Source organism: Bartonella senegalensis OS02 (genome assembly GCF_000312545.1).
In the GTDB taxonomy this organism is placed as follows: Bacteria; Pseudomonadota; Alphaproteobacteria; order Rhizobiales; family Rhizobiaceae; genus Bartonella; species Bartonella senegalensis.
Genome location: NZ_HE997541.1, coordinates 104,439 through 131,243, shown reverse-complemented (window position 1 = coordinate 131,243; position 26,805 = coordinate 104,439). Strand labels below are relative to the sequence as shown.

Annotated in this window: 14 protein-coding genes and 1 pseudogene; 8 read left to right on the top strand and 7 right to left on the bottom strand. The window is 37.9% G+C overall.

Annotated features, from left to right (window positions below):
* Nucleotides 1–431 precede the first annotated feature (431 nt).
* From BN200_RS09915 to dnaG, 4 genes and pseudogenes are all read right to left on the bottom strand, one after another.
* Entirely contained in the window at nucleotides 432–554 is a 123-nt protein-coding gene (locus BN200_RS09915) for a hypothetical protein (protein ID WP_019221454.1), read from the bottom strand.
* Nucleotides 555–944: 390 nt separating this feature from the next.
* Nucleotides 945–1,227: pseudogene (locus BN200_RS05070) on the bottom strand (integrase arm-type DNA-binding domain-containing protein); the annotation flags it as partial.
* Between the two features lie 1,344 nt (nucleotides 1,228–2,571).
* Entirely contained in the window at nucleotides 2,572–4,575 is a 2,004-nt protein-coding gene (gene rpoD, locus BN200_RS05060) for an RNA polymerase sigma factor RpoD (RefSeq protein WP_019221450.1), read from the bottom strand.
* A gap of 351 nt (nucleotides 4,576–4,926) precedes the next feature.
* The gene (gene dnaG, locus BN200_RS05055; protein ID WP_019221449.1) at nucleotides 4,927–6,864 is read right to left on the bottom strand and encodes a DNA primase; all 1,938 of its coding nucleotides are present in this window, start codon (nucleotides 6,862–6,864) and stop codon (nucleotides 4,927–4,929) included.
* A 135-nt stretch (nucleotides 6,865–6,999) separates the two neighbouring features.
* Between dnaG and BN200_RS05050 the strand changes: the two genes are divergently transcribed.
* The 5 genes from BN200_RS05050 (at nucleotide 7,000) to carA (ending at nucleotide 15,635) form a co-directional block, all read left to right on the top strand.
* Nucleotides 7,000–8,217 (top strand): mechanosensitive ion channel family protein, encoded by a 1,218-nt coding sequence (locus BN200_RS05050; RefSeq protein WP_019221448.1) that lies wholly within the window; start codon nucleotides 7,000–7,002, stop codon nucleotides 8,215–8,217.
* 70 nt (nucleotides 8,218–8,287) lie between these two features.
* Nucleotides 8,288–9,979, top strand: a complete 1,692-nt coding sequence (locus BN200_RS05045; protein WP_019221447.1) for a Na/Pi cotransporter family protein — start codon at nucleotides 8,288–8,290, stop codon at nucleotides 9,977–9,979.
* Nucleotides 9,980–10,595: 616 nt separating this feature from the next.
* Nucleotides 10,596–10,847, top strand: coding sequence for a GlsB/YeaQ/YmgE family stress response membrane protein (locus tag BN200_RS05040; RefSeq protein ID WP_019221446.1), 252 nt, complete (start codon nucleotides 10,596–10,598; stop codon nucleotides 10,845–10,847).
* A gap of 1,894 nt (nucleotides 10,848–12,741) precedes the next feature.
* Nucleotides 12,742–13,293: a chorismate lyase gene (gene ubiC, locus BN200_RS05035; protein WP_019221445.1), complete on the top strand. Its 552-nt coding sequence runs from the start codon at nucleotides 12,742–12,744 to the stop codon at nucleotides 13,291–13,293.
* Between the two features lie 1,145 nt (nucleotides 13,294–14,438).
* The gene (carA, locus tag BN200_RS05025) at nucleotides 14,439–15,635 is read left to right on the top strand and encodes a glutamine-hydrolyzing carbamoyl-phosphate synthase small subunit (protein WP_019221442.1); all 1,197 of its coding nucleotides are present in this window, start codon (nucleotides 14,439–14,441) and stop codon (nucleotides 15,633–15,635) included.
* 164 nt (nucleotides 15,636–15,799) lie between these two features.
* On the opposite strand, the gene BN200_RS05020 is transcribed toward carA, so the two are convergent.
* Complete coding sequence (locus BN200_RS05020) at nucleotides 15,800–17,020, bottom strand: tetracycline resistance MFS efflux pump (RefSeq protein WP_034989078.1); 1,221 nt, start codon at nucleotides 17,018–17,020, stop codon at nucleotides 15,800–15,802.
* A 1,276-nt stretch (nucleotides 17,021–18,296) separates the two neighbouring features.
* On the opposite strand from BN200_RS05020, the gene carB reads away from it, so the two are divergent.
* The 3 genes from carB (at nucleotide 18,297) to BN200_RS05005 (ending at nucleotide 23,867) form a co-directional block, all read left to right on the top strand.
* On the top strand, nucleotides 18,297–21,782 hold the full coding sequence (carB, locus tag BN200_RS05015) for a carbamoyl-phosphate synthase large subunit (protein WP_019221440.1): 3,486 nt from the start codon (nucleotides 18,297–18,299) through the stop codon (nucleotides 21,780–21,782).
* A 393-nt stretch (nucleotides 21,783–22,175) separates the two neighbouring features.
* Nucleotides 22,176–22,385, top strand: coding sequence for a cold-shock protein (locus BN200_RS05010; RefSeq protein ID WP_019221439.1), 210 nt, complete (start codon nucleotides 22,176–22,178; stop codon nucleotides 22,383–22,385).
* Between the two features lie 279 nt (nucleotides 22,386–22,664).
* On the top strand, nucleotides 22,665–23,867 hold the full coding sequence (locus BN200_RS05005; protein ID WP_019221438.1) for a pyridoxal phosphate-dependent aminotransferase: 1,203 nt from the start codon (nucleotides 22,665–22,667) through the stop codon (nucleotides 23,865–23,867).
* Between the two features lie 815 nt (nucleotides 23,868–24,682).
* On the opposite strand, the gene BN200_RS05000 is transcribed toward BN200_RS05005, so the two are convergent.
* Both BN200_RS05000 and trxB read right to left on the bottom strand, forming a co-directional pair.
* Nucleotides 24,683–25,588 (bottom strand): LysR family transcriptional regulator, encoded by a 906-nt coding sequence (locus tag BN200_RS05000; protein WP_019221437.1) that lies wholly within the window; start codon nucleotides 25,586–25,588, stop codon nucleotides 24,683–24,685.
* A 62-nt stretch (nucleotides 25,589–25,650) separates the two neighbouring features.
* Nucleotides 25,651–26,598, bottom strand: a complete 948-nt coding sequence (gene trxB / locus BN200_RS04995; protein ID WP_019221436.1) for a thioredoxin-disulfide reductase — start codon at nucleotides 26,596–26,598, stop codon at nucleotides 25,651–25,653.
* Between the last annotated feature and the right edge of the window lie 207 nt (nucleotides 26,599–26,805).

Below are 26,805 nucleotides of genomic sequence, written 5' to 3'. Positions count from 1 at the left end.
TCAAACAAAAGAATCTACTAAAAAGTGAAAAAATAATCCAATCTGTATAATTTTATAGACTTTTATCTACTAAAAACATCCTCTTCAGTAGATGACATCAAGACAATTTTCTTAAAGTCCAGTTTAATGAAAATAGGCAAACACTTTAAACACACATCTGTTGTGAATGAAGAGAAACAAAGCTAGCATATACAATATGGTACCTATTGCACCGCTTGAATTCTGCATCTTCAGTTAAGATTAGAAAGTAAAGTTATGCAGATCATCATATTCCGTTTGTGGAAAACAGATGAATGATCAAGAAGCCGTATTCTATCAAATGCAGCAATAAATAAAGAATTTCTCATTTATTAAAGTCAGTTTTGGATGAGTATGATGATGAAAAACCTTAACCCATCATTTTGTTGAAAACGTTCATTTTATTTTAAAAACTAAAATTCAAAGGATGAAAGCTTCTCGTTAGAAAAGGGTTTCAACAAGCTCGCACCATCATTCTCTATGACAACTTCTAATGCTACGACAATCTTGGCATTGAAACAGTTCATAAGAGACATTTTTACTTTTATTCCTTGTTTGAAGAGTTTTTATCAAGATATCAGCTCTATTTATGACGTGCAAGAAAATGATTTTGAGTGATTCACTCTAAAAGAGTTTGCGATGAAAGAATCGCTCAATATTCGGAACTGTCATTCAAACTGCGAAACAATAAATCATCCTTATAAATCACTGTGATGTATTTTTATTCCTTACACGTCTTCTTTTTGCCTCCAAAGCATAATCTTTATTACGCAATAATTTATCTCTTTTTACTTGCCTCGAGAAGCTCATCTAATTGGATGATATCACTTGTGTTCCCTATCGTTCAGAAGAAAATAAAAAGCTTATTCCCAAGAACTTCACAACAGCATGACTTTTTTATGGTCAACTGGTATCTTATTCACGATTTCAAAAGCATCTAAAGCGATATCTTTTAAGTAATGGAGATTGCGCATTGCTTCGCGCTTTTGTTTATTGCGTGTCTACAATGGGGTCACGACCCTCACGTAAAATAGAACGCCACCCAGTCGCCAATTCAAGGGTTTGTTTTAAAGAGACATCTCTCAACGCTCCCAAGCTCATTTTACGGCGGCGCCCTTGAAGGGGACAACGATAAATCGATTGAGCATTCTCATCTTTACGCTTGTGAAGGAGAAAGCCGGCACCATCATACTCTTTGCCTTCCCTCACATGTTGCTAAAGTTCTTGGCACTTAAGATGATTCATAAGAGGCATTTTTAGTCCTTTCTTAAAGAGTTTTCTATCGACACACTCATTCCGCTTATTATGTGCAAACAAGTAGTTTTGATTGATGCAAGATAAACAGGATTGAAATGAGAGAATGTTAACAGTATTCGGGGCTCTCATACAATATGAATAACGATAAATTATCATTATAAATCAATAACTTGTACAGTATATATACTTCTCACATGCTCCTCGTTTCTAGAGCATTCCTCACAATCTAAAACTTCTATATAGGGGTGAGCGCAAACAAAAGTAGTATCAATCCTTACAGATCACTATCATAATCCTAAACAAATTTTTCAAAAACCAAATTTCAGCTCTCCATCTGACCCTCTGATATCAGGATTAAAATAACTTCTATCGATACCATGCCAATTGCCATGAATGTGTAAATACCACATAACATTGATTTATAAGGATAACTCATCGTTTCGCAGTTTGAATGACAGTTCCGAATATTGTGGGATTCTTTCATTGCAAACTCTTTTAAAGTCAATCACCCAAAATCATTCGCTTGCACGTCACAAGCCAAGTTGCAATTTGGATAAAAATTCTTCAAAAAAATAAAAATGTCTCTTACGAACTGTTTCAATGCCAAGACTGTCTGTGAGAGAGGACAGATAGAATGATGGCGCAAACTCATTAATGCTTCGATAACTTCTCTTATCTCTCCGCAAAAAAACAGTACATAACAATATATTCTTAAAAAGAGCGCCATCTTATCGAAATTTCTTTCAATAAATTGAAGAACTTTAACCGTGTTTCCCCGTAATTGAATAAAAAACACCCTCTTTTATGAAATTCCTCATCCCTACTTGCAGCATTTTCGAACCTAAAAAGTAAGACGCACACAACGTAAAAGAATCATATAATCTAAATGAAATCTTTCATATCCACATACGAACACAAACGCTTTATCAATGCCTTAGCACAAATAAAACACTCCCCTCTCCTCAAAGAAAAGTAGACGCACTCTGATTTAAAGTTTCTTACACACCATCTCTTTAATAACATAAGAGAGCGCTTTAGATATTATCTATTTTTTTAAAATAAACTCTATAATTTCATACTACTTTATAGACCGTAGTAAAAATTTATAGACCGTAGTAAAAAATAACAAAGCCAAAAGAAGTTTTTGACGGCGCAAATTCTATGCAAATTCTGTAAAAATATTCAACATTCAATCTATTGTCTTTAAGCGAAAGACATTTCAAGAACCACATGATATACCTTTCTTTCATCCATCTCCATCAATAAAGCACGCATCTTTAAAAAGACACAACGCAGTTAAGAATCAAGAAAACTACGCAATTTGCGTGAACGACTGGGATGCTTTAACTTACGAAGCGCTTTTGCTTCAATCTGACGAATGCGCTCACGCGTAACTGAAAACTGTTGACCGACTTCTTCCAACGTATGATCAGTGTTCATTCCTATACCAAAACGCATTCGTAAAACACGTTCTTCACGTGGCGTTAGCGAAGCAAGTACACGAGTCGTCGTATCACGCAGATTAGCTTGAATAGCAGCATCAATCGGCAATAACGCATTCCTATCCTCAATGAAATCACCCAAATGCGAATCATCCTCATCACCAACAGGCGTTTCAAGTGAAATTGGTTCTTTTGCAATTTTAAGAACTTTTCGCACTTTTTCTAAGGGCATAGAAAGTTTACTAGACAATTCTTCTGGTGTAGGTTCACGTCCGATTTCGTGTAAGATCTGACGCGATGTACGAACAATCTTGTTAATTGTTTCAATCATATGGACAGGAATACGAATAGTGCGTGCCTGATCAGCAATTGAGCGTGTAATTGCCTGACGAATCCACCATGTTGCATAAGTTGAAAATTTATATCCACGCCGATACTCAAATTTATCCACGGCCTTCATCAAACCAATATTGCCTTCTTGAATAAGATCAAGAAACTGCAAACCACGATTGGTATATTTTTTTGCAATTGAAATTACCAGACGCAAATTAGCTTCTACCATTTCTTTTTTTGCAATTGTTGATTCGCGCTCACCTTTCTGCACCTGTGTCACAATTCGACGGAATTCACCAATCGAAATAGCCGTTTCTTGTGCTAGATTTTGTATTTCGCTGCGTAATTTTTTAATTTCTTTTGCTTCACGCGTGGAAAACTCTTTCCAACCACGCCCCGACAAAGTTGCGATATAATTAATCCAATCTGCATCCAATTCACGACCTTGATACTCTTTTAAAAATTCCTCATGACCAACGCCATAATGACTAGCAATTCGCTTCAGTTTACCTTCATTATGAATCAATCTCTTATTGATATCGTAAAGCTGCTCAACCAAAGCCTCAATACGATTTTGGTTCAAAGAAAGAGATTTCACAGCCTGAACCAGTTCGCCCTTCAATTGAATACATTTTTTCTTCTGTGAAGGTGAAAGAGCTCCCTCTTTACGTTCTGCCAAACTACTTTCGACATGCTGATCTTGTAATTTTCGCAATTTCACATAAGTTTCAGCGATAAAGTCCAACGTTTCCATGACCTGAGGACAGAGCTCATTTTCCATAGCAGCAAGCGACAAATTAACGTCATCCTCTTCCTCATCATCGTCCTCAACACCTATGTCTCGCGCAAGACTCTCCATATCGCGCATGCCAGAAGAGGATTTTTCCTCTTTTATCTTTTGAACTTCACTTCGTTCAATAACAGGGGCTTGCTTGGCTTCTGGACCTGCATAAGTCATTTCAAGATCAATAATTTCACGAAGGAGAATACGCTGCTCTTTTAATTCTTCACGCCAAATAATCAGAGCTTGAAAAGTTAAGGGACTCTCACAAAGCCCTGCAATCATTGTTTCACGCCCTGCTTCGATACGCTTGGCAATGGCAATTTCACCTTCTCGTGAAAGTAGTTCAACAGCGCCCATTTCACGCAAATACATGCGCACTGGATCATCGGTGCGATCTGTTAGCTCACGTTTTGTTGTCGTTACAAGCGCGTTACTCGTAGCCTCTACTAAATCTCCCCCCTCTACCGTAACCTCTTCTTCATAATTCTCAGCCTCTCCCTCATCATCCACGACATTAATGCCCATCTCTGAGAACATCGCCAAGGTATCTTCAATTTGTTCAGATGTAACCTCATCAGGAGGGAGAACTGCATTCAGTTCATCCATCGTCACGTAACCATTTTTTTTGGCGAGTTTAATCATTTTTTTGATGGCATCATCAGAAAAATCGAGAAGAGGACTGTCCACACTCGCTTGGGCTTTTACTTCTGTATTGTCTTTCTGTTTAACCTTTGTTGCCATACCGTTAACTCCACTTGATCACTCTGCAATTTCCAGGTGACCAGTTTGTTGCATTCCCACTTACGCGTATCAGTCATCTCTCATATAGACTTCTCTACTTGCTCTGAGAAGAACTCCCTCTTAGAAACGGAGATATTTTGTATACGTTCTTCATTCACAGAAAAACACGGGAAAACTCCAGAAGTTTCCCCGACACCTCTCAACTTTTCTAAGACAATCTCTACACCCTATAGTAAGAACCAATTTCCCGCTATTCCTAAAATTTAGTCGTCATTTTTATCAAAATGCAGCTCTACATAAAAACTTCCTTACACTAAGCCCTAGGTGACTGATTCGCTCCCAAAAAGCGAATCATTTTATCTTATCTTGTTTATTCCCGTCTATTTCTTCATCAAACCAACTTCCAAATCCTTCAATTAAAGCTTCTGTTGCTTGCATTTGTTCTAGCTCGATTTTTATTTCACGCAGCAAATCAAACACCTCACTCTTAGGATTTTCCACGAGTTGCTCTTCAATATCCTGTAGTCTCTTATGTAGGTGGTGTTCTTGAAGATGCAAGTACACGGCTTGTTTTAATACAGCACGAGCGTCTTCTATAGGAGCACCAGCAAAGACGGTACGCATACCAACATTTTGTACAAGATTTCTCATAAGCTCTAAAAGCTGTTTTTGCCCTCTTTCTTCTAAAAGTGCAACCATTGTTTCTTTATCATGAAGCTGCTGATTTCCGAGAATTTCCAACATGGATTGATGAAAACGCACTAACTGAGTGTTTTTTAACTCCAACTCGGCAAAAACCTCAAAATTTTCATACCATAACTGAGGATAATAAGCTAAAATCAATAAAATAACAGCCTCACGCAGAGGAATAGAGCGTGAAGAATTACGCACAATGTCGGAATTTGCTAAAACAGAAAACGATTGATCTTTAAATATCCTATTTTGGGAAAACGAATGAGAGTGCTCAGAATTCTTTTTGTTCGAAAAAGAGGGACGAAAAAAATCAAACAGTCGTTTTTTGATATCTTGCAAATAATAACGCCTTATATCGTCATCCTTAATCGTAAAAATTTGCTGTTTAAGTTGTTTTTCTAGCGCTGCTCGCAGCTCTGGAGTTTCAAAACTCTTTCCATAACTGGCACGCCACCATAAAAGCTCAATCAGCGGGATTGATTTTTGCAAAAAAGAGGCAAAAAGCTCTGCACCACCAGCACAAATAATTTCATCGGGATCTTTACCTTGTGGCAACAAAACAAAACGCACAGACACCCCTGCTTTTAAAAGAGGAAGCACCCGATCAGCAACACGAAAAGCAGCTTTTAAACCGGCATCATCTCCATCAAAACACAAAATTGGATCAGTCCTCATCTGCCATAAAAGCGCAATTTGTGCTTCTGTTAGTGCTGTTCCCAGAGGGGCTACAACTCCCTCAAAACCAGCTTTAGTCAATGTGATGACATCCATATAACCTTCAACAACGAGGAGTGAGTGTTTTTTTTCATCACCAACCAAGCGGCTATTTTTACGAGCAGAAGCTGCATTATAAAGTATATCTCCTTTATGAAACAACACTGTTTCAGGACTGTTGAGGTATTTTGCCCATGTCTCTTTTTCTAAAGCACGCCCCCCAAAAGCCACGACACGTCCACGTAAATCTTCAATAGGAAACATAATACGGTTTCTAAATCGGTCAGAGGCAGTGGTACCATCTTCACCCATTTTGAGAAGTCCACACTCTTCCATTTGTTTTATGGAAATACCACGCGCACTCAAAGCGTCTTTCAAAGCTGTATGCCCTGTCGGAGCAAAACCAATCCGAAAGCGCTCTGCAAGCTTTGGTGTTATGCCACGCGCATCAAGATAACGACGTGCCTGAGCCCCACCTTTTTCATGTAAGCTCTGTTGAAAAAAAACCGTGGCTCTTTTCATGACATCATAAAGATCAGCCTTTTTCATTTGGCTTTCATGAATTTGTGGATCAAAGAGAGGGAGCTTTATCCCTGCAAAATCAGCCAAACGCTCTACACTTTCTGCAAAGTGCAACCCATCAAGCTCACAAAGAAAAGTAAAAATATCACCACTCACACCACAACCAAAACAATAATAACGACCTTTTTGGTCATCACAATGAAAGCTTGGTGTTTTTTCACCATGAAAGGGACAACAACACCAAAAATCCCCTCGTGAAGGTTTACTTTTTCGAGGATCAAAAACCACCCTTTGACCAATAACTGTTGAAATTGGTAATTTGCTACGGAGCTCATCAAGGAAATCAGGCGAAAAGCGCATTATCTCTCACAGCGTTTTAAAATTCTTTTTTGCATATTTAACGACTTTAGAGCATAATTCCAAGACTTCCTCTTAAATGATTGAAAACTTTTAAAGGCTCAACAACATATAATTTGAAAAAGGGAGAGTAAAAAAGTGGTCGAATTTTTTGTTCAACATCCGTGGTTAAAGATTATTTCTTGGCTCATTATTCTGATTTTTGCTGCGATTTTCGTAAATTTCTTCGCGCAAAAGCTACTCATTCACGGAGCAAAACGACTTTCTTCTTTTTTTCCCAAGAATACAACTGCCGATATAAAAAACGCCATTCAGTATATAGCAAATATTATTGCCGTTTTTACTCTCTCAACCGGAGTTGATTTGATTCCAGAATTACCCGACGTGCTGAGAACTATTATAGGCAATGTTGCAAATGCTTTGATTATTTTCATTGTCGTCCTAACGATTTCTTCTCTTCTCAATGTCATTAACATTATGTATGAACAACGTCCAACAGCGCGGCTAAAACCAATAAAAGGTTATATTCAAATCGCCAAAATTGCACTTTTTGCTGTTGCTGCAGTTTTAATGGTAGCCACATTGATTGACCGCTCCCCTCTTATTCTCTTTTCTGGTCTTGGTGCAATGGCCGCTGTCCTCATGTTAATTTTTCAAGACACGCTGCTTTCTCTTGTTGCAGGTATTCAAATTTCATCCAACGATATGGTACGTGTTGGTGATTGGATTGAAATCCCCAATCTCGGTGCAGATGGCGATGTCATTGAAATTGCACTTCACACCGTCAAAGTTCAAAATTTCGATAAAACAATCACTACAGTCCCTATCCGTAAACTGGTAACCGATCCTTTTAAGAATTGGCGTGGAATGGAAGAGGCAGGTGCAAGACGTATTAAACGCTGCCTCTTCATTGACCAATCGAGCATCCGTTTTCACACGGAAGAAGAAAAAGACTACCTTTCCCGATTTAATCTATTAGAAGACTATTTCACACAAAAAATACCGGAAATCAATGCATGGAACGCCCAATTAGATAAAAACCATGATGTGTTAGCCAACACCCGTCGTTTAACCAATATTGGAACCTTTCGTGCTTATGTTTTGGCTTATCTCAAAAATCATCTCAATATCGAACAAAACATGACCTTGATGGCACGACAATTACCTCCTACACCAAATGGTTTACCCTTGGAAATCTATTGCTTTACCAATACGACTATTTGGCTAGAATATGAACAAATTCAAAGTGATATTTTTGACCACCTTTATTCCATTCTTCCCAGTTTTGGTCTAAAGATTTTTCAAAATCCAAGCGGCTATGATTTTAGTCATGTATTAGAAGCGAAAGCAAAGTAAAACGACAAACCCCAACTCATCAATTTTTTAGATCGATTGTATTCATAACAACAAAGAAAGAAAAAGTATCATGAATAGTTCATTGGTACTCCTTCATCTTGCAGGCGCTATTTCTTTACTCCTTTGGGCCACACGCATGGTGCGCACGGGAGTTGAACGCGCTTATGGTGATAGGCTCAAATACAAAATGCGCCATGTTATTTGCAAACCATTTTTCGCTGTAAGCTTTGGACTTTTTACAGCTATGATTTTACAAAGTTCTACAGCAATAACGCTGCTTGTTGGTTCTTTTGTTGAATCTGGTTTCGTCTCTGGATTAGCAGGGCTGATGGCTGTGCGGGGAGGAGAATTAGGATCGGCATTAGTTGTCAAAATTCTCTCCTATGACCTCACCATCGTTGTGCCATTGTGTCTTTTAATCGGCACTTGTATTTTCATGACAACTGAAAAACGTGATTGGCGTCAAATCGGACGTATCATCATCGGTATTGGCCTTTTGATTTTATCTTTACAAATGATAAGCACAGCCACAGAGCCTTTGCGTGAGAGCGCAATTTTGCCCAGTATCATTAACTATCTTTCAACCGATCCTGTCTCCACTTTTTTATTAGCAGCAGTAATAACCTACTTCTTGCATTCATCGATTGCAGGAATTATTTTACTGGTCAATTTTGCCAACTATGACCTTATCCATGCACAAATGTGTATTATTATGGTTCTTGGAGTCAACTTTGGTTCTTCTCTCATAGCGCCACTTTTAACACGCGGCGCCTCTCCTAATACGCGCCTCGTTCCCTTGGGCAATTTACTCATGCGTGGAGCAGGCTCAATCCTTGTTCTTACTTTATTTCTTTTCTTTCAACCACCTATCTCATGGCTTGGCAATGAAGCCTCTACGCAGGTTATTAATGCCCATATCATTTTTAATATTTTCATTCTGCTTGCTGGAATACCGCTCTCGAAATGGGTATTACAATTGACTACAAAAATTGTCCATTTAAATACAAAGAAAGTACCAACTGATAAAATTCTTAATCTATCCGATCAAACAGCCCTTGATGATAGCGTTCTTGAACGTCCAACTCTCGCACTCTCTAACGTTATGCGTGAAGTGATCCATATTTGTGATCTTATAGATATCATGCTAGAAAAAATCATGGGGCTTTATGAAAAACCTGATCCCGATATTATCCGTGAGCTTAATCAGTTAAACACTATATTGGACAAAAAGCATATCGCAATAAAATTGTATCTTGCACGACTAGCTGGACAGAGGTTATCGGATGAAGAAGCCCTCCAAACACAAGAACTTCTCGGCACTTGTATAAAGTTAGATCAAGCAGGAGACATTATTATCCACAATATGCTTATGTTGGTTAAAAAGAAACAACAAAAAGGCTTACAATTTAGCAGTGACGGATGGAATGACCTTCTTAAGTTTCACGCCATTGTTTTGGCCAATGCGCATATCGCATTTAATGTTCTTGTCTCGCGTGACACACACGCCGCGCATTTACTAGTACAGAAAAAAGATCAGCTGCGAAATTTAGAAAAAGAGATGAATTTAAAACATTTTAAACGCCTGCGTGAAAGTGAACTCAAAAATGTAGAATCATCCAGTCTTCACCTTGATACTGTACGCGATCTAAAACAGATAAACTCCCTTTTAACTTCGATGGTCTATCCAATTTTAGAAGCAAAGGGTTTACTCCAAAGTTCTCGTCTGCGTAATCCTCCTGAAGAGAAAACAGTAAAACCTTAATTTTGAGAACACTTACATACGACAAGAAGAATTGTCCATTCAGAGAAAATATACCATAAAAAATGCAATTCTTAGTCTGATTATCACTATTATAGCAATATTTTGGGAGATTCAATCTGCATAGCATTTTGCAAAGATTAAAAAGAAAAAAGTTTTAAATATTATTGATAGCATACTTCAGAAAACACTTTTTAGATTTTTTTGAAAATTAAATTTTCTCTTTATTTTTTCTGCCTTAAGGTAATTTAAAATTTTAAAATATTTTTATAAGAATTGCAAAAAATCTATTGATAAACAGAATTGATTAAAAATATACTTTATAAAAATCTAAATTTAATTTCTAAAAAATTCTGTGTTTACCAAAAAAATTGCTAATCTGAACATTTTTTGCTATAATAAAAGATGTTCTATGGTTTTTAGAGATCTTTCTTTGTATAAATAAAGAAGATATTTACATAAATTAAAAATCCATAAAGTAAAAATTGTAATATTGTAATAAAATATGAGATAAAGATATTCTCCACTTTGGGAGAAAGAAGTAATAAGCCTTGACCTTTACAAAGCTTACCCTAGTTAGAACTAACAGTTTAGATTCAGGCAAAGGAAGGAGAATGTAATGGAAGATGCAAACATCGGTTGGATTGCAGCTATTATCATCGGCGGGCTTGCAGGTTTTGCTGCCCAATATATTATGAAAAGCCAAACAGGAGTGTTTCTAAACATTCTGTTAGGTATTATTGGAGCCGCATTAGCGAGCTTCCTTTTTAGCTTTTTTGGCGTCAGTTTTGCTGGTTGGGTTGGCTATCTTATTTCAGGTTTTGTCGGAGCCTGTATTCTTATATGGTTAGGACGAAAACTCCGAGCATAGAGCATTTATTGTTTAAAGGCATCTTTGGTAGTAAATGCAGCTTTAAACTATTTCCGTTAGAGTTTTAGAAGTTGCAGTCATGGGAAAGGGGTGGTGAGATGCTTTAAAATGGTGTTTTTTTTGCATTGCCTTCATCATATCATCAAGCGAAAAAACAAGGGAGTTCTTACAACTTTTCAGCTGAGATGTATCAAATATGCCAGAACACTGCCACCTGAAAGAATTAGGCTCTGTTTAGTACAGTGCTAACTTTCCTTTCTATAATTTATGCTAAAATCTCATCGCTTCAAACAGAAGCTTTAAACATATGGTTTCTACTGTGTAATCCTGGTAATCAAAATCCTTATACAAATGAAATATTCCTATCAAAGATACCAAATCACATGCATCTCACTGGAGTATCAACACAGTCAAGATACGACTCTGTATAAAAAACAATACCGAAAATCAAAACTTCCATCACGCAACACGTAACCAAACCCATAGTGCATCATTAAAGATGTCATTTTATCGGAAGATTCAAATAAATCTTTTGCCTCCATGAACAAAAACATGTTTTGATAGGTTTTATGCCTTAAGTTAAAATTTGAGTATGAAGATGAAGTAGTGAGCATATTCTATTTGTGTGAGAACATTATATTTTGAAAGAATAAATCTATTAGCAGAAGTGTTCCATCAAATCCAAGGATTTGCAAAAAATTGACGGTTTAGTGAAGATCCATTTCTTATCATGCACATAATTAAAAACTTACCCATCGTTTTGCTAAAAAGATTCAGATTATTTTTTTAAACAAAGAGGCTCAATGGCAAAAGCTTCTGGCTTATCCAGCAAATATTAGAGCATCCATATTATGATCTTGGTGTCAAAAAGGGATTTGATACTCGATGTGCAAAAGCTTATTAAAACCTCTAAACTTGAACTGTAACGATCTTTTAATGATCCAATGCCACTTTATGTTGGGGAGAAAGTCTATAGTTTGGGCTAGAGAGTGTGATGGTAGCTATAAACAAGTGAGCACGAGAGAAAAACAGTGCAAAGAAGCAGTCTAAGACTTGACCCCAAAAAGTCATAGTCTGAGAATGCAAACCATGCTGTAGGTGATACCTTAGACTAAGCTCTAGGCTTTCTTCTTAAGAACAAGCAAAAAAATGATATTATCTAAGTACCTTACTTCTTGAAGCAGATGAAAATACACAAGTTATAATGATAAAGGTATCTTCAGAGGCAAAAAGGAAACCTGTAAGGAGAATAAACAGTAACACATTGATTCATAAGGATAATTAATTACTTCGCAACTTGAATGAGAACCTCGAACATTGTAAGACTTCCCACCTCAAATCTTCTATTCTAGAGAGTGAATCAATCAAAATTATTCGCTCAAATATCAAAACTGTGGTTGGCATGAGAGCAAAAAGCTCTTCAAGAAAGGAGTCCAAGTGTCTCTCATAAATCATCTTAATACAAGGAATGTTGGCAATATTTGGAGCTCGCAAAAAGAATAATAATACTAGGTTGTCACTGCATTCTGATCTTTTTTCTCGCTAAAAATTTGTTCAAAATAGGAAAAGATCACAGAACAATGATAAACATGCTAAAAAATGCGTCATCCTATCGAAAGATTTTAATAAACCAAAATTAAATTCAGACAGATCTCCAGCGATGTGATAACAAACTTCTTCTTTTATGCCATTCCTTTTCCAATCACCTTCTAGAGGAGAGAATGAAAAACACAGAGAGGATTAAGAGAAAGAAAAATGCTAAAAAACGCCCTCTTCCCTTTCACATTTTCCCGTTTAGAATATTGCACCCTCTGCATTTCTAAATTACAACGACAATGTTTTTTCTATCATCCCGCACAAAGCACATGGAATACGATTTTAGCGGTAAAGTAAAATGATGTCTGATCCTAAAGATTCTCTCCTGCCACCTCTGAAATGGCTATCTGATCAAGATCCTCCAGTACCAGCTAACATCAAAGATTGGCTCCTGGAGCCCGGATCTATGACACGTCGATTTGAAAAACACTGTACTTGCATACATATCGAACCACAACGTGAATGTTTTATTACGCGTGATAAACTGCAAGAAGAAGCTGCCCATCTGCCAAAGAGCGCACGTTATTGGCTACGTGAGGTCATACTGATGGGAGACAACCAACCTTGGCTTCTTGGTCGTACAGTCATACCGCAAGAAACTCTCTTCGAACACAATGAAGCTCTGATAAACTTAGGATCTGTACCACTGGGACGCTATTTATTCAGCAATGACAAACTGACCCGCGATTACATTCATATCGGACGACAAGACACACTATGGGCACGCCGATCCCGTTTACGATTAGCAGGCAAGCCATTGTTATTAACAGAACTGTTTTTAACAGCTTCACCGCTTTACACAACAAATCCTATAGAAATGAAGAACATCAAAAAGAGAAGGATAATGTGAAACAGAGAGTAGATGTCTTGTTCACCTCTCAAACAAGATCCCTCTCACTTACTTTAAAGCATTTCTCTGACACTGCTTTTTTGAGAAAAGTATCGTTATCAACAAGAATAACTTCCGCATGAATCTGTACGCTTAATAGACTTCTAACAATCAAAATAATTTCAGATGCCCTTTGCACTAAATAAGATTTAAGGCACTTTTCATCAAAGATGATTACCAAATTTTAAAAGAGTGCATTTTTTGCTACAAAGAGTCCCTTTATGCTCAATAGCCTTAGAAAGAATCATACAATTCCTCACCGCCTCTTTTCACATTAAAGTTTCAAAAAGAGCATGTCTAACTTCTACCGTATCAAACTGATACGAGAGAAACTGACCCAATGACCACCATTTTCCCTTATTTTTTGCCAATCTCAAGCGAGCAGATTCTTTTATAAAGACGCCCTAGCTGTTCATACTCTCCTATCCTTTTGCTAGAATAAACTGTTAAATAATCACCGGATTTGAACCTCTCTTGACCACACTGAAAAATATTACAATCTTTAACCGCAACACTAATTCAAGGGACTATCACTTAAACAAAGCATAGCAAGACATATCTGATCCCGCATCTTTAACTGCAAAACAATTTTACTGCTTCATCGCCTTGTTTATACAAGGTAAATTTTTCTGATTCTGTTCGAAAAAATTATCTACAGTCATTTCTTCCACAAAGCCAATTTTCTAAAAATAGAACCAGCCTAGCCAATATATTTTCCCAACAGCTTAGGTTCTCTGCATCTCCAACTCTATAAGCCAGAGAAAAATTGAAACAGAAAAAGGAATTTTACCCAAAAAAGCTTTTTATTAAATCCTTAGAAGAAATATTTAAAATGTTTTATTTTCATTTAAAAAGCATTCGAGGGTGGATTGTTAAAAAGCATTTTTCATCAATTCTTATACATCTTACAAAGCATGATAAAAAATAATGAACATCAAGGTGTTAGAAAATCCAAAAACAGGACTTTACCTCTTCAGAGAATAGACCTATACTCTTAAACTTAAGCAAAACATTGTAATAACAATACACACACCATCTGTTATGGTGGTGTTTTTGTATAACATTGATCATAACATCTTTCAGAGAATAAATTGCGGGCGCATATTATGACACAAGCTATTCCATCTCCTAAACCTTGGAATATAAACAGACCTACTGCCCTCCTAATATTGGCCGATGGAACAGTTATTGAGGGCAAAGGAGCAGGCGCTACAGGTTTTGCTGAAGCTGAAATATGTTTTAACACAGCCATGACAGGCTATGAAGAAATCCTCACAGATCCCTCATATAAAAAACAAATTGTGAACTTTACTTTTCCTCATATTGGCAATGTAGGAACAAATAGTGAAGATATTGAAGATCTCACCCCCCTCAATTGTCATGGAGCAGTCGGTGCTATTTTCAAAGCAGACATTACCCATCCCTCTAACTACCGCGCAAATGAAAACCTTAATCAATGGCTCAAAAGACGTAAAATCATTGCACTTTGTGGTATCGATACACGAGCATTAACCGTTCTTATTCGTGAAAAAGGTGCACTCAATGGCATCATTGCCCATGACCCAAGTGGAAATTTTGATATCAATACTCTGAAAAAACGCGCGCAAAAATGGACTGGTCTCGTCAATCTTGATCTGGCAAAAGAAGTAACATCAAAGCAATCAACAGAATGGAGTGAAAAGCCATGGGTATGGAACAAGGGCTATGAGACAAATGATGCTTCCGATTTTCACATTGTCGCGATTGACTATGGCATTAAGCGCAATATTCTGCGACTTATGGCTGCACATAGTGCACGTATAACCATTGTTCCAGCAGATACAAATGCAGAAGAAATTCTAGCACTGAATCCTGATGGTGTTTTTCTTTCCAATGGACCAGGTGATCCAGCCGCCACGGCCGATTATGCTGTTCCAACCATTCAAAAACTCATTGACAGTAATATACCACTTTTTGGCATATGTCTCGGTCATCAACTTCTTGCTCTTGCTGTTGGAGCAAAAACCATAAAAATGCATCAAGGACATCATGGTGCAAATCATCCTGTAAAAGACTTTATCACCGGAAAGGTCGAAATTGTCTCAATGAACCATGGTTTTGCTGTTGAAACGACATCTTTGCCACCACATGTTGAAGAGACACATATTTCCCTTTTTGACAATTCAAATTGTGGCCTTCGCATCATCGGAAAACCGGTTTTTTCTGTTCAATATCATCCCGAAGCATCTCCCGGACCACAAGACAGTCACTCCCTATTTCAGCGTTTTTTCAATCTGATTATGGATTATAAAAAAACAGCTTAATCGCAGGAACTTATTTTTCGGATTCTTTTCCCCAAATTATAGTGCTTTTTTTTGCGTAAAAGGCTTTGCTTTTAGTAAAAGAACAGCTTCTACTCCTTTATAGAATTATAATCTTTCTTTTTCTTTGTTTTAGCAAAAAAATTACCAACCAAAATCTCAAGAAATTAGCGCACCCGCAAAGCAAAAATGATCGTTGTAAGAAGAAGGACACAAAAACTTCCCACAAAAGGAGCTCCAGAGAAATAAAACCCTGCATTTTGATGCGTAAATTGTTCAAACAGAAACATATAAAAAATGGGACCAAATATTGAACTCAATGAAATAATAGACGCCATAGCTCCCTGCAATTCTCCTTGAGCATTTATAGGGACCTGTGCTGAAGCGATAGCACGTATAGGTGCATGAACAAGATATTCAAGCATTGTGCAAACAAAAACCACATAAACCATCCACCCTTGCGTTGCAAATGTGTAGCCAAGCGTAGCAGTCAGTGCAAACAAAAAACCTACCATTGCAATACACCAATTGCTCCATCGCTTAGACAAATAAGGCAAAATGAAAGCAACCACAACAAACTGGCCTATCCCGAAAACACTATACGACAATCCAATAGACAATGTATTCCAATCATAACGTTCTTTAGCAATGAATGCCCAAACGCTTGGCCATAAAGATTCCGCAAGCCAGTAAAGAAAAAAAACCAATAACACCCAAAGAACTGTTGGATATTGTCTAAGTTGCAAAACAGCCCCTAAAGGATTTGCACGCTTAATATCAAAATAACGCCTATTCTGTATAGGAAGAGTTTCTGGAAGCAGAGCCCAGGCAAAAATAAAATTAATCAGTGAAAAGCCAGCAGCAAAATAAAATGGAACACGTGGGCCCAATTGACCTAAAAAACCACCGAGAAAAGAGCCTAAAATAAACCCCAATCCGGATGCTATTCCTAACAAACCAAAATTGCGTGTGCGGGTTTTATCATCGGATATATCAGCCAGATAAGCTGTGCAGGTTGCAAAACTCGCGCCACTCATCCCTGACAAAAGACGCCCAATAAATAACATAGAATAGCTCCACGCTATAGCACATATAAGATTATCGAGAGCAAAACCAATCATAGAAATAAGCAAGATAGGGCGACGACCGTAACGGTCTGAAAGATTACCAATAACAGGAGCAAACAAAAATTGCATTACTGAATAAGCTACAAATAATCTTCCTCGTTCCCCAGAAGAGGCACTCACATCTTTTCCCGTCAACTGAACAAAATATTCCGGTAAAACAGGACTAATAATTGCAATACCAATCATATCCAATAATAAAGTAATGAAAACTAATACAAGCCCACGCTGCACGAATTTCGGGTTGAGCTTGTCGCTTCTCATAGTATATAGATTGTTTTCCGTATACACATTAACTTCCCTACTATTTCCCAGATTCCTCCTATTTTGGGAGCTATGACAGAGAACAAACTTTACTATAAAGCAATAATGAAATAGGAATTTAATAAAAGATCAGGCAAGCTAACTCAAAAGTCTATTCTACAAGACACACAATCATAGAACTACATCACAATCATTTTTTATCTTGAGCAAATAACATACATAGTATTATACAAAGTCACGGACTTACGTTAAAGATACATCCTACCTCGTCTCAACTGCATCTCCCAGCGCCTTTTATGGAAGGTATCAAACATATGTCACCTCCCTCTTTATGTTTATAAACATAAACAAACGCCCCATTCTACCCTAAAATACCTAATTTTTCGTTAATATTCTTACTTTTAAACAGCTGATGAAACACAGATTTAATTCTTTTCAAACTGCTTTAATATACACCCCAATCACTCCATCCATCTGTGTGCAAACAACCTTTACTCCTTTATCATTAAGGGTGTTTACAACAATGTAAAGACGATAACAGGATTTCAACAAATATCGAATGCTTCCTACACTTTTCTCAAAGCACCATGATCAGTTTTTATTTGGCCAGTCTTACACTCTCAACATGAGAGAGCTAAACTTCAAATCTCGTGTATGAATAATAACAGCATAGCAAAAAACTTAAAAAAGCTGCTCAATCACACGGACATATCTCCCAATTTCCCCCATTCTCTGAATCAAAGAAGGCTTCATAAAAATAAACCCTATCATCACAGCTAACGAAAGGTGCAAGTAGAAAAGGTTACAAAGCCACAACAAGAAACAAACAAAGGAATAAGAATATTGAGATTACAATATAATATAGATAGAAATAAAGCCAACATCATTAATAAACGGATACCATTCATTCTTAACGCATGATCTTCAATGAGCTCTTAAAGAAGTTGGCATTTGACAGCATTATCGCGACAAAAAAGCGTGAAAACTTATAACGGCAAAACTTAAAACGCCAAACATAACAACAGCAACAAGCTCACACTCTTCATCATCGCAGATAAAAAGACCTTTCCTTATCGATTTTTTCATTTTTCGTAAGTAACGACTAATGTTCGGCTCACCACATTCATTGATCCTCTATTATTAAGAAAAAAAACATGGAAAAGATATTTTAATGCTTACTTTCTTTCTCTATTAATCTATAAAAATATTCTAGCCTCAAAATCTTAAATACTCTGCTTGCGGTAATTGTGCGCGGATATTTATATAGGAAAAGACCATGCCCAAACGTACAGATATAAAATCTATTCTTATCATTGGAGCAGGACCTATTGTTATTGGTCAGGCATGTGAGTTTGACTATTCCGGCACACAAGCCTGTAAAGCATTAAAAGAAGAAGGCTACCGAATTATTCTGGTTAATTCCAATCCTGCCACCATTATGACGGACCCGGATTTAGCTGACGCAACTTATATTGAACCCATTACTCCTGAAATTGTTGCCCAAATTATTGCTCATGAACGCCCTGACGCCCTCTTACCAACAATGGGAGGACAAACAGCACTCAATACCGCTTTGTCATTAAAGCGTATGGGAATTTTAGACCGTTATCATGTTGAAATGATAGGGGCAAATGCCGATGCTATTGATAAAGCTGAAGATCGTGCCTTGTTTCGTAAGGCGATGGCAAAAATTGGTCTGGAAACACCACGTTCTATGTTAGCCAATGCAACTGAACTTAAGGAAGAAAATCGCCAACAACACGCTAAAAAACGCGAGGAACTTAAAGCTCAACTTTCTGGTGATGCTCTTGATACAGCACTGGAAGATCTTGAGCGTCATTGGCGTCACACAGAAGCGGACCGAAAACAACATTATATAGCACACGCTACTGCGAAAGCTGTTCAAGCTCTTGATATTATTGGTCTTCCAGCCATTATTCGCCCTTCATTTACGCTTGGTGGCACAGGCGGTGGAATTGCTTACAACCGTTCTGAATTTTATGAAATCATAGAACGTGGGCTTGAAGCTTCCCCCACAACAGAAGTTCTGATTGAAGAAAGTGTTTTGGGATGGAAAGAATATGAAATGGAAGTTGTCCGTGATAAGAATGACAACTGTATTATTGTTTGTTCCATTGAAAATATTGATCCTATGGGTATCCACACGGGTGACTCGATCACCGTAGCCCCTGCACTCACCTTAACGGATAAAGAATATCAATCTATGCGGAATGCCTCAATAGCTGTACTGCGTGAAATTGGCGTTGAAACTGGAGGATCCAATGTACAGTTTGCCGTTAATCCCGAAAATGGTCGCTTAGTTGTTATTGAAATGAATCCGCGTGTTTCCCGCTCTTCAGCGCTTGCCTCAAAAGCAACAGGTTTTCCAATTGCCAAAGTAGCGGCTAAATTAGCAGTTGGCTACACACTTGATGAATTAAAAAATGATATTACCGGCGGTGCAACACCAGCATCATTTGAACCTTCTATCGATTATATAGTTACCAAGATACCTCGTTTTGCCTTTGAAAAATTTCCTGGTTCATCATCCGTCTTAACGACTGCGATGAAATCTGTAGGAGAGGTCATGGCAATCGGTCGCACTTTTCAAGAATCGCTGCAAAAAGCGCTGCGTGGACTTGAAACAGGACTTACTGGTCTTGATGAAATTATCATTCCTGAACATGCTGAGGGTGATGAAAAGAGTTCTATACGCTCAGCCATTGCCATACCAAGCCCTGATCGTCTGCGCTACATAGCCCAAGCAATGCGGACAGGCTTGCCTTTAAATGAAATTCATCAAATTAGCAAAATTGATCCATGGTTTTTAGAGCAAATAGCCTCCATCATTGAGATGGAACAACGCATCCGCACTCATGGTTTGCCTCAAGACGCAAACAATCTGCGCATGGTGAAAGCTATGGGGTTTTCAGATGCGCGATTAGCCACTCTTACCGGACAAGAACCAGAGGATATTGCTGCTTTACGCAAAGCGCTTAACGTTAAAAATGTTTTCAAACGAATTGACACTTGTGCAGCTGAATTTTCTTCCCCTACAGCGTACATGTATTCAACCTATGAAGTTCCCTTTGCAGGTGTAGAACACTCAGAAGCACAAGTTTCTGAACGCAAAAAAATTGCTATTTTAGGCGGAGGACCAAACCGCATTGGACAGGGAATAGAATTTGATTATTGTTGCTGCCACGCAGCCTTTGCATTGCGTGATGCGGGTTTTGAAGCCGTTATGATTAACTGTAATCCTGAGACAGTCTCAACCGATTACGATACTTCTGATCGTCTTTATTTTGAATCTTTAACAACAGAAGATGTTCTTGCTATTTTAGAAACAGAACAGCAAAAGGGAGAGTTGCTTGGAGTCATCGTCCAATTTGGCGGACAAACACCCCTGAAATTGGCAAAAGCATTAGAACAACACAATATCCCCATCTTGGGCACCTCGCCTGACGCTATCGATTTAGCAGAAGACAGAGACCGTTTCCAAAAATTGTTGTTCAAGCTTAATTTAACACAACCCAAAAACGCTATTGCCCATTCGGTTGAACAAGCACATTTCATCGCTCATGAACTAGGGTTTCCATTGGTTGTGCGCCCATCGTATGTTTTAGGGGGACGTGCTATGGAAATTATCCGCGATGAGCGTAGCTTGCAGAATTATCTGCTTGAAAGTGTCCCTGAGTTGGTACCAGAAAATATCAAAGCCCGTTACCCCAATGATAAAATAAGCCAACTCAATACATTGCTCGGTAAGAATCCACTTTTATTTGATACTTACCTGACAGAAGCGATAGAAGTTGATATTGACTGTCTATGTGATGGAAAAGAAACATTGGTCGTAGGCATTATGGAACATATTGAAGAAGCAGGAATTCACTCTGGTGATTCAGCATGTTCTTTGCCAGTCCATACGCTCTCTCCTGAAATAGTAACTGAATTAGAGCGTCAAACCAAAGCATTAGCACAGGCACTTCATGTTCGTGGTTTGATGAATGTCCAATATGCCATTAAAGATGAAACAATCTATGTCCTAGAAGTTAATCCTCGTGCTTCACGTACTGTTCCATTTGTTGCAAAAACAATTGGACGCCCTATTGCGAAAATGGCCACCCGTATTATGATAGGGGAAACTCTCCAAGATGCTCTTCAAGCTTATGGGGGATTACCCTCTCCACAACATAAACAATGGATTGCTGTCAAAGAGGCTGTTTTTCCTTTTGCTCGTTTTCCAGGTGTCGATACGCTTCTTGGTCCAGAAATGCGTTCAACCGGTGAAGTTATGGGACTTGATTATGAGTTTGCTCTTGCCTTTGCTAAAGCACAACTTGGGGCTGGTGTTGAACTTCCAAAGGAAGGAACTCTATTTGTTTCTGTGAAAGATGAAGACAAAAAACACATCTTAGATCCCATAAAACGTTTAATTGCACTTGGGTTTTCTGTGTTAGCAACAAGTGGAACACAAAAATTTCTTACCGACCATAATATTGAAGCGAAAAAAATCAATAAAGTGCTAGAGGGGCATCCTCATATTGAAGATGCCATTCGCAATCGGCAAATTCAACTGATTTTTAATACGACGAGTACTGCCAGTGCCATCTCAGACTCTAAATCCTTACGCCATGCAGCACTCATGCAAAAAGTTCCCTATTATACAACAATAGCTGGAGCTAAATCGGTAGCAGAAGCTATCGAAGCACTCACAAAAAGTAACCTTAAAGTGTGCTCATTGCAAAACTATTTCAGTTGAGTTTTTTTGCTCATACCGCAAAGCGTAAAAATCAAAAAACACCAGCCAGAGCGTTTTCATATCGAAGAGACCCCTTACAGTCAAAAAATTCTATTGATTTTTTAGCATAAACAAACCTCCCAGTGTCTTGTCACACTTCAAGTCATGACACCATGCAACCTCTCTTTATGCTCTCTCTCAGTTTGTTTTTGTATAAAAAAAACGCCTTTAGGACTTGCTTTTTATCTCAAAGCCCTTTATATGCACTCTATCGAACGTTCGGTTATGTGACTTTCTTTCCTGTGCAATCTGCACTTTTGGCGAAACTTCTCCCACCTAATTTCGATTTAAGGCCGTATTGATTGCTAAGAGCTTCAGTACATAATAATTTATATATATTCTAAGGAGTTTCCTATGTCTACAGGAACAGTTAAATGGTTTAACACAACGAAGGGTTTCGGTTTCATTCAGCCTAGTGATGGTAGTGCAGATGTTTTCGTACACATTTCCGCCGTTGAACGTTCTGGTTTAAGCAGTCTTAATGAAGGGCAAAAAATTTCTTATGACGTTCTTCAAGATCGCCGTTCTGGAAAATTTGCTGCTGGCAACCTTGCTGCCCTTTGATTTTTAAATTCTGCAACATTCTCTTTAAAAATCTTCGTTTGTAAAAACGAAGATTTTTTTATAAATTAAAGCTTTGCCTTGCACAATTATCCAACTGTCCCTTCCCCTAAAATTGCATCATCACTCAAAACTATTTCCTTGAAAAAGTCTTAAATCTGTATTTAAAGTAAAGTTTGCTAAGAATTTTCCCACAATTTTGATTGCATACAACGTAATCTCTTATAGAATACCATCAAAGATCAAAAATCATTTGCTTCTATCATGTAAGGATTAGAAATTATGGCTTTTATCGCCGACAAGCTTTCTCGTATCAAACCTTCTGCAACAATCGCTGTTTCCCAAAAAGCGCGTAATTTAAAAGCACTAGGGCGTGATGTCATTACTTTAGGTGCTGGAGAACCAGATTTTGATACACCAGAAAATATCAAAAACGCTGCCATTGAAGCTATTCGACGTGGAGAAACAAAATACACCCCTATATCTGGCATTTCAGAATTGCGCCAAGCAATTTCTGCCAAATTTAAAAGAGAAAATAACCTCACTTATCAACCAGAGCAAATTATTGTCGGTACTGGCGGTAAACAAATTCTCTTTAATGCCTTGATGGCAACTTTGAATGAAGGCGATGAAGTCATCATTCCATCTCCTTATTGGGTTAGTTATCCAGAAATGGTGACTCTAAACGGGGGTGTACCTGTCTTTTTAGAAACTAAAGCAGAATTTTCTTATAAACTTCAACCACAAGAGCTAGAAGCTGCCATTAACCAAAAAACCAAGTGGTTTATTTTTAATTCTCCTTCCAATCCATCAGGTGCCGCTTATACACATGAAGAATTAAAAAAACTAACAGATGTTTTAGTAAAACATCCTCATGTTTATATCCTCAGCGATGATATATATGAGCATCTTACATATGAAGGTTTTACCTTTGTTACTCCAGCAGAGGTGGAGCCAAATCTTTACGAGCGTACACTTACAATGAACGGCGTATCTAAAGCTTATGCCATGACAGGTTGGCGAATTGGTTACGCAGGCGGACCGCAAAAATTAATTAAAGCTATGGATACCGTTCAAGGTCAGCAAACATCTGGTACAAGCTCTATTTCACAATGGGCAGCTGTCGAAGCACTCGGTGGTCCACAAGATTTTATCGCTAAAAATAAAGCTGTTTTCCAAGCACGCCGTGATCTCGTTGTTTCCATGCTAAACCAAGCTCCTGGCATTGAATGCCCAACGCCTGAAGGCGCCTTTTATGTTTATCCTTCCTGTGCAAAACTCATTGGAAAAAAAACGCCTAAAGGTAAAGTAATCGCCCATGATGAAGACTTTGTAACAGAGCTTTTAGAAACAGAATCTGTTGCTGTAGTGCATGGATCTGCTTTTGGACTTGGACCAGCTTTTCGTATTTCTTATGCAACATCGGAAAACTTGCTTGAAGAAGCTTGTTCCCGTATCAAGCGTTTTTGCGAGAATTTGTTGTAGACTCTGCCTCTCGTCTCTTGCTACAATTTTTTTGCCCAGTGTCAGTATATCTGAAAAGTGCTTCGGATATTGGATTGTAGCATAAACACATGGGTTCTGAAGAAGATTAGTGTCAGCAAAATTTAAACAACACTCTATTAGCAATGAGTGTTAAAAACAGAATCAAAAAAAATTAAGTATCTTCTTCAAACAGATGAGAAACAAAGAAATAATTTTCCAAGGTAATGTTTCTAGAGAGTAAATCTGTATTTTCTTGCTTATATTGAAATATAGGACCATTGGCTGTGTTTAAATATTAATTCAAAAATAACTCTTTTTGAACTTTATAATCACATTAAATTATGATAGCTAAAAGCGCTATCTCGTACACGTAAAGTTTATGCTTCTCGATTAAGTTTGTAACAATGAGAGAAAACTAGCTATCACCAATATTTTTGCCTTTTGGTCAAAATTTTTCTATCTCGTAAAGTCTATTATAAAGCTCTTCCAGAGCTCTCCATTCAATCTTGGTGTGCGTAAAAAATTTACGGCATTTATAAAAGTTTTTGAAATGATTTTCTTAGTTATCTTACCATAGATTTCTATTTTAAAAAAATCTCTCAAAAAAAAACCGGACAGATGATGCCCGGCAAATTTGGAAAATCCCCAGAGATAAAATCAATCTGACAGATCTTCGTAAGGGAACACTCAAGAAAATGCAATGGGAGGCAACATAATCAAGAGATGTTATTGTATGTCATTTTATAAGAAAAAGCACAATAAAGACTTAAGCGTATCTGCTATGCATTAAACACATAGCTCAAAAGAGCACATTATTAAAAAGACCACTGACGGGCTTTTGAAAAAATATAATCTCGAAAAGCTTTCAGCTTTGCTAAATTCTTTAAAGCGTAAGGATAACAAAAAAAAGTATCAAAAGAAGGAATATCAACCATATCAGGAAAAAGACGAACAAGGCATTCATCATTATTGACGATATAATCAGGAAGCACAGCAATACCAAGATCACGCATAAGCGCATTCTTGATTGAAATGATATTGTTGATTCGCAACACGGAAAGGCGCAAAGCCCCATTGCTTTTACCAGCCTTTTCCAACCAATTTAAACCAGACAAATAAGGTGGAACAGGTTCACCGAAGGAAATAATACGGTGTTCATCCAGCTCAGACAATTTTTCTGGTTTGCCATAATTTGCAATATAATTTTTTGAAGCATAAACATGCATATAAATCGTAAATAATTTTTTTTGTATAAGATCAGGCTGTTGAGGCTGTTGTAAACGAACAGCGCAATCTGCATGACGCATCATCAGATCAAGTTCTTTATCATCAAACAGGAGCTGAATCCGTATATCCGGATAGAGACTAAGAAATTCTGGCATGCGCTCGACAAGCCATCCTGCTCCCATTCCAAAGGTCGATGTAACCCGCAAATTTCCCGCAGGTTTTTCACAGCTTTCACTCAATTGGGAGCGTGCACTTTCAAGTTTCATCAAAACATCATGGGTCGTACGATAGAGAATTTCCCCCTGCTCTGTTAAGATCAAACCACGTGCATGACGCTGGAACAGGGACACACCAACCTCCTGTTCTAAAGCTGAAACCTGTCGTGAAATTGCTGATTGAGATAAATGAAGCGTTTGAGCAGCATGGGTAAAAGAACCCGCTTCTGCGGCCGCATGAAAAACCCTTAACTTATCCCAATCTAATGGTGACGACACAATTAATTGTACCTCTTATTTCTTTCACTTTTCTAATAAGTGTCTATTTTTAACATCGATATCTACAAATCCAAAAATCGTTCTGCCTCCAATGCTGCCATACATCCCCTGCCTGCTGCTGTTATTGCTTGACGAAATACGTTGTCTACGACATCTCCCGCAGCAAAAACACCAGCAATGCTTGTTGCTGTTGAATCCGGTGCTGTCCATAAGTAACCACCTGGTTTTTGTTTGAGTTGGCCTTCAAACAAAGAGACAGCAGGATCATGTCCGATAGCAATAAATATTCCATCCGTATCTACATGAATTTTTTGACCATTTTTAACATTTTTAAGACGTGCACCTGTCACCACAGCTCCCATTGAATCATGAGCGGGCAAACCAAGAATTTCTTCTACCACATGATCCCAAAGAACACGCACATTATCGCAGGCAAATAACCTATCTTGCAAAATTTTTTCTGCCCGAAAATAATCCCGTCGATGAACAACACTGACCCTCTTTGCTAAATGCGATAAATAAAGGGCTTCTTCAACGGCCGTATTTCCTCCTCCCACAACAAGAACATCCTTATCACAATAAAAGAAGCCATCACATGTAGCGCAAGCAGAAACACCCCCCCCCATAAATGTCTGTTCACTCTCCAAACCAAGCCACCGCGCCTGCGCTCCAGTTGCAATAATGAGCGCCTCACAACAATATTGCGTTCCTGAATCTCCGTATAAGATAAAAGGGCGCTTCGATAAATCAGCCTTTATAATAGTATCATAGATAATTTTTGTGCCCATATTTTCGGCTTGTTTTGCCATTTGTTCCATCAACCATGGTCCTTGAATAGGATCAGCAAAACCTGGATAATTCTCGACATCGGTTGTAATCATCAACTGCCCGCCTTGCTGTGTTCCAGTAATCAAAACCGGTTTGAGCATCCCTCTTGCCGCATAGATCGCCGCTGTATAACCAGCTGGACCAGAACCGATAATAAGCAGGCGAATATGCGATTGCACCATAAAATCCCTTTCATTCTTTGTTATTTAACTCTTCTCTAAATTATAACGAAATGCAGCCTTTAAAAAAAACATTTTTCAACAACCTAAATTATAGTGTATAGATACGTGCTTTTTTCGGTTTTGGTGAAAATATTGAATTTTCAATTCATCAAGAGCCGCACTTAACGTAAGAATTAATCTTTAGCCTATAAAAGGAGAAAGGTAAAT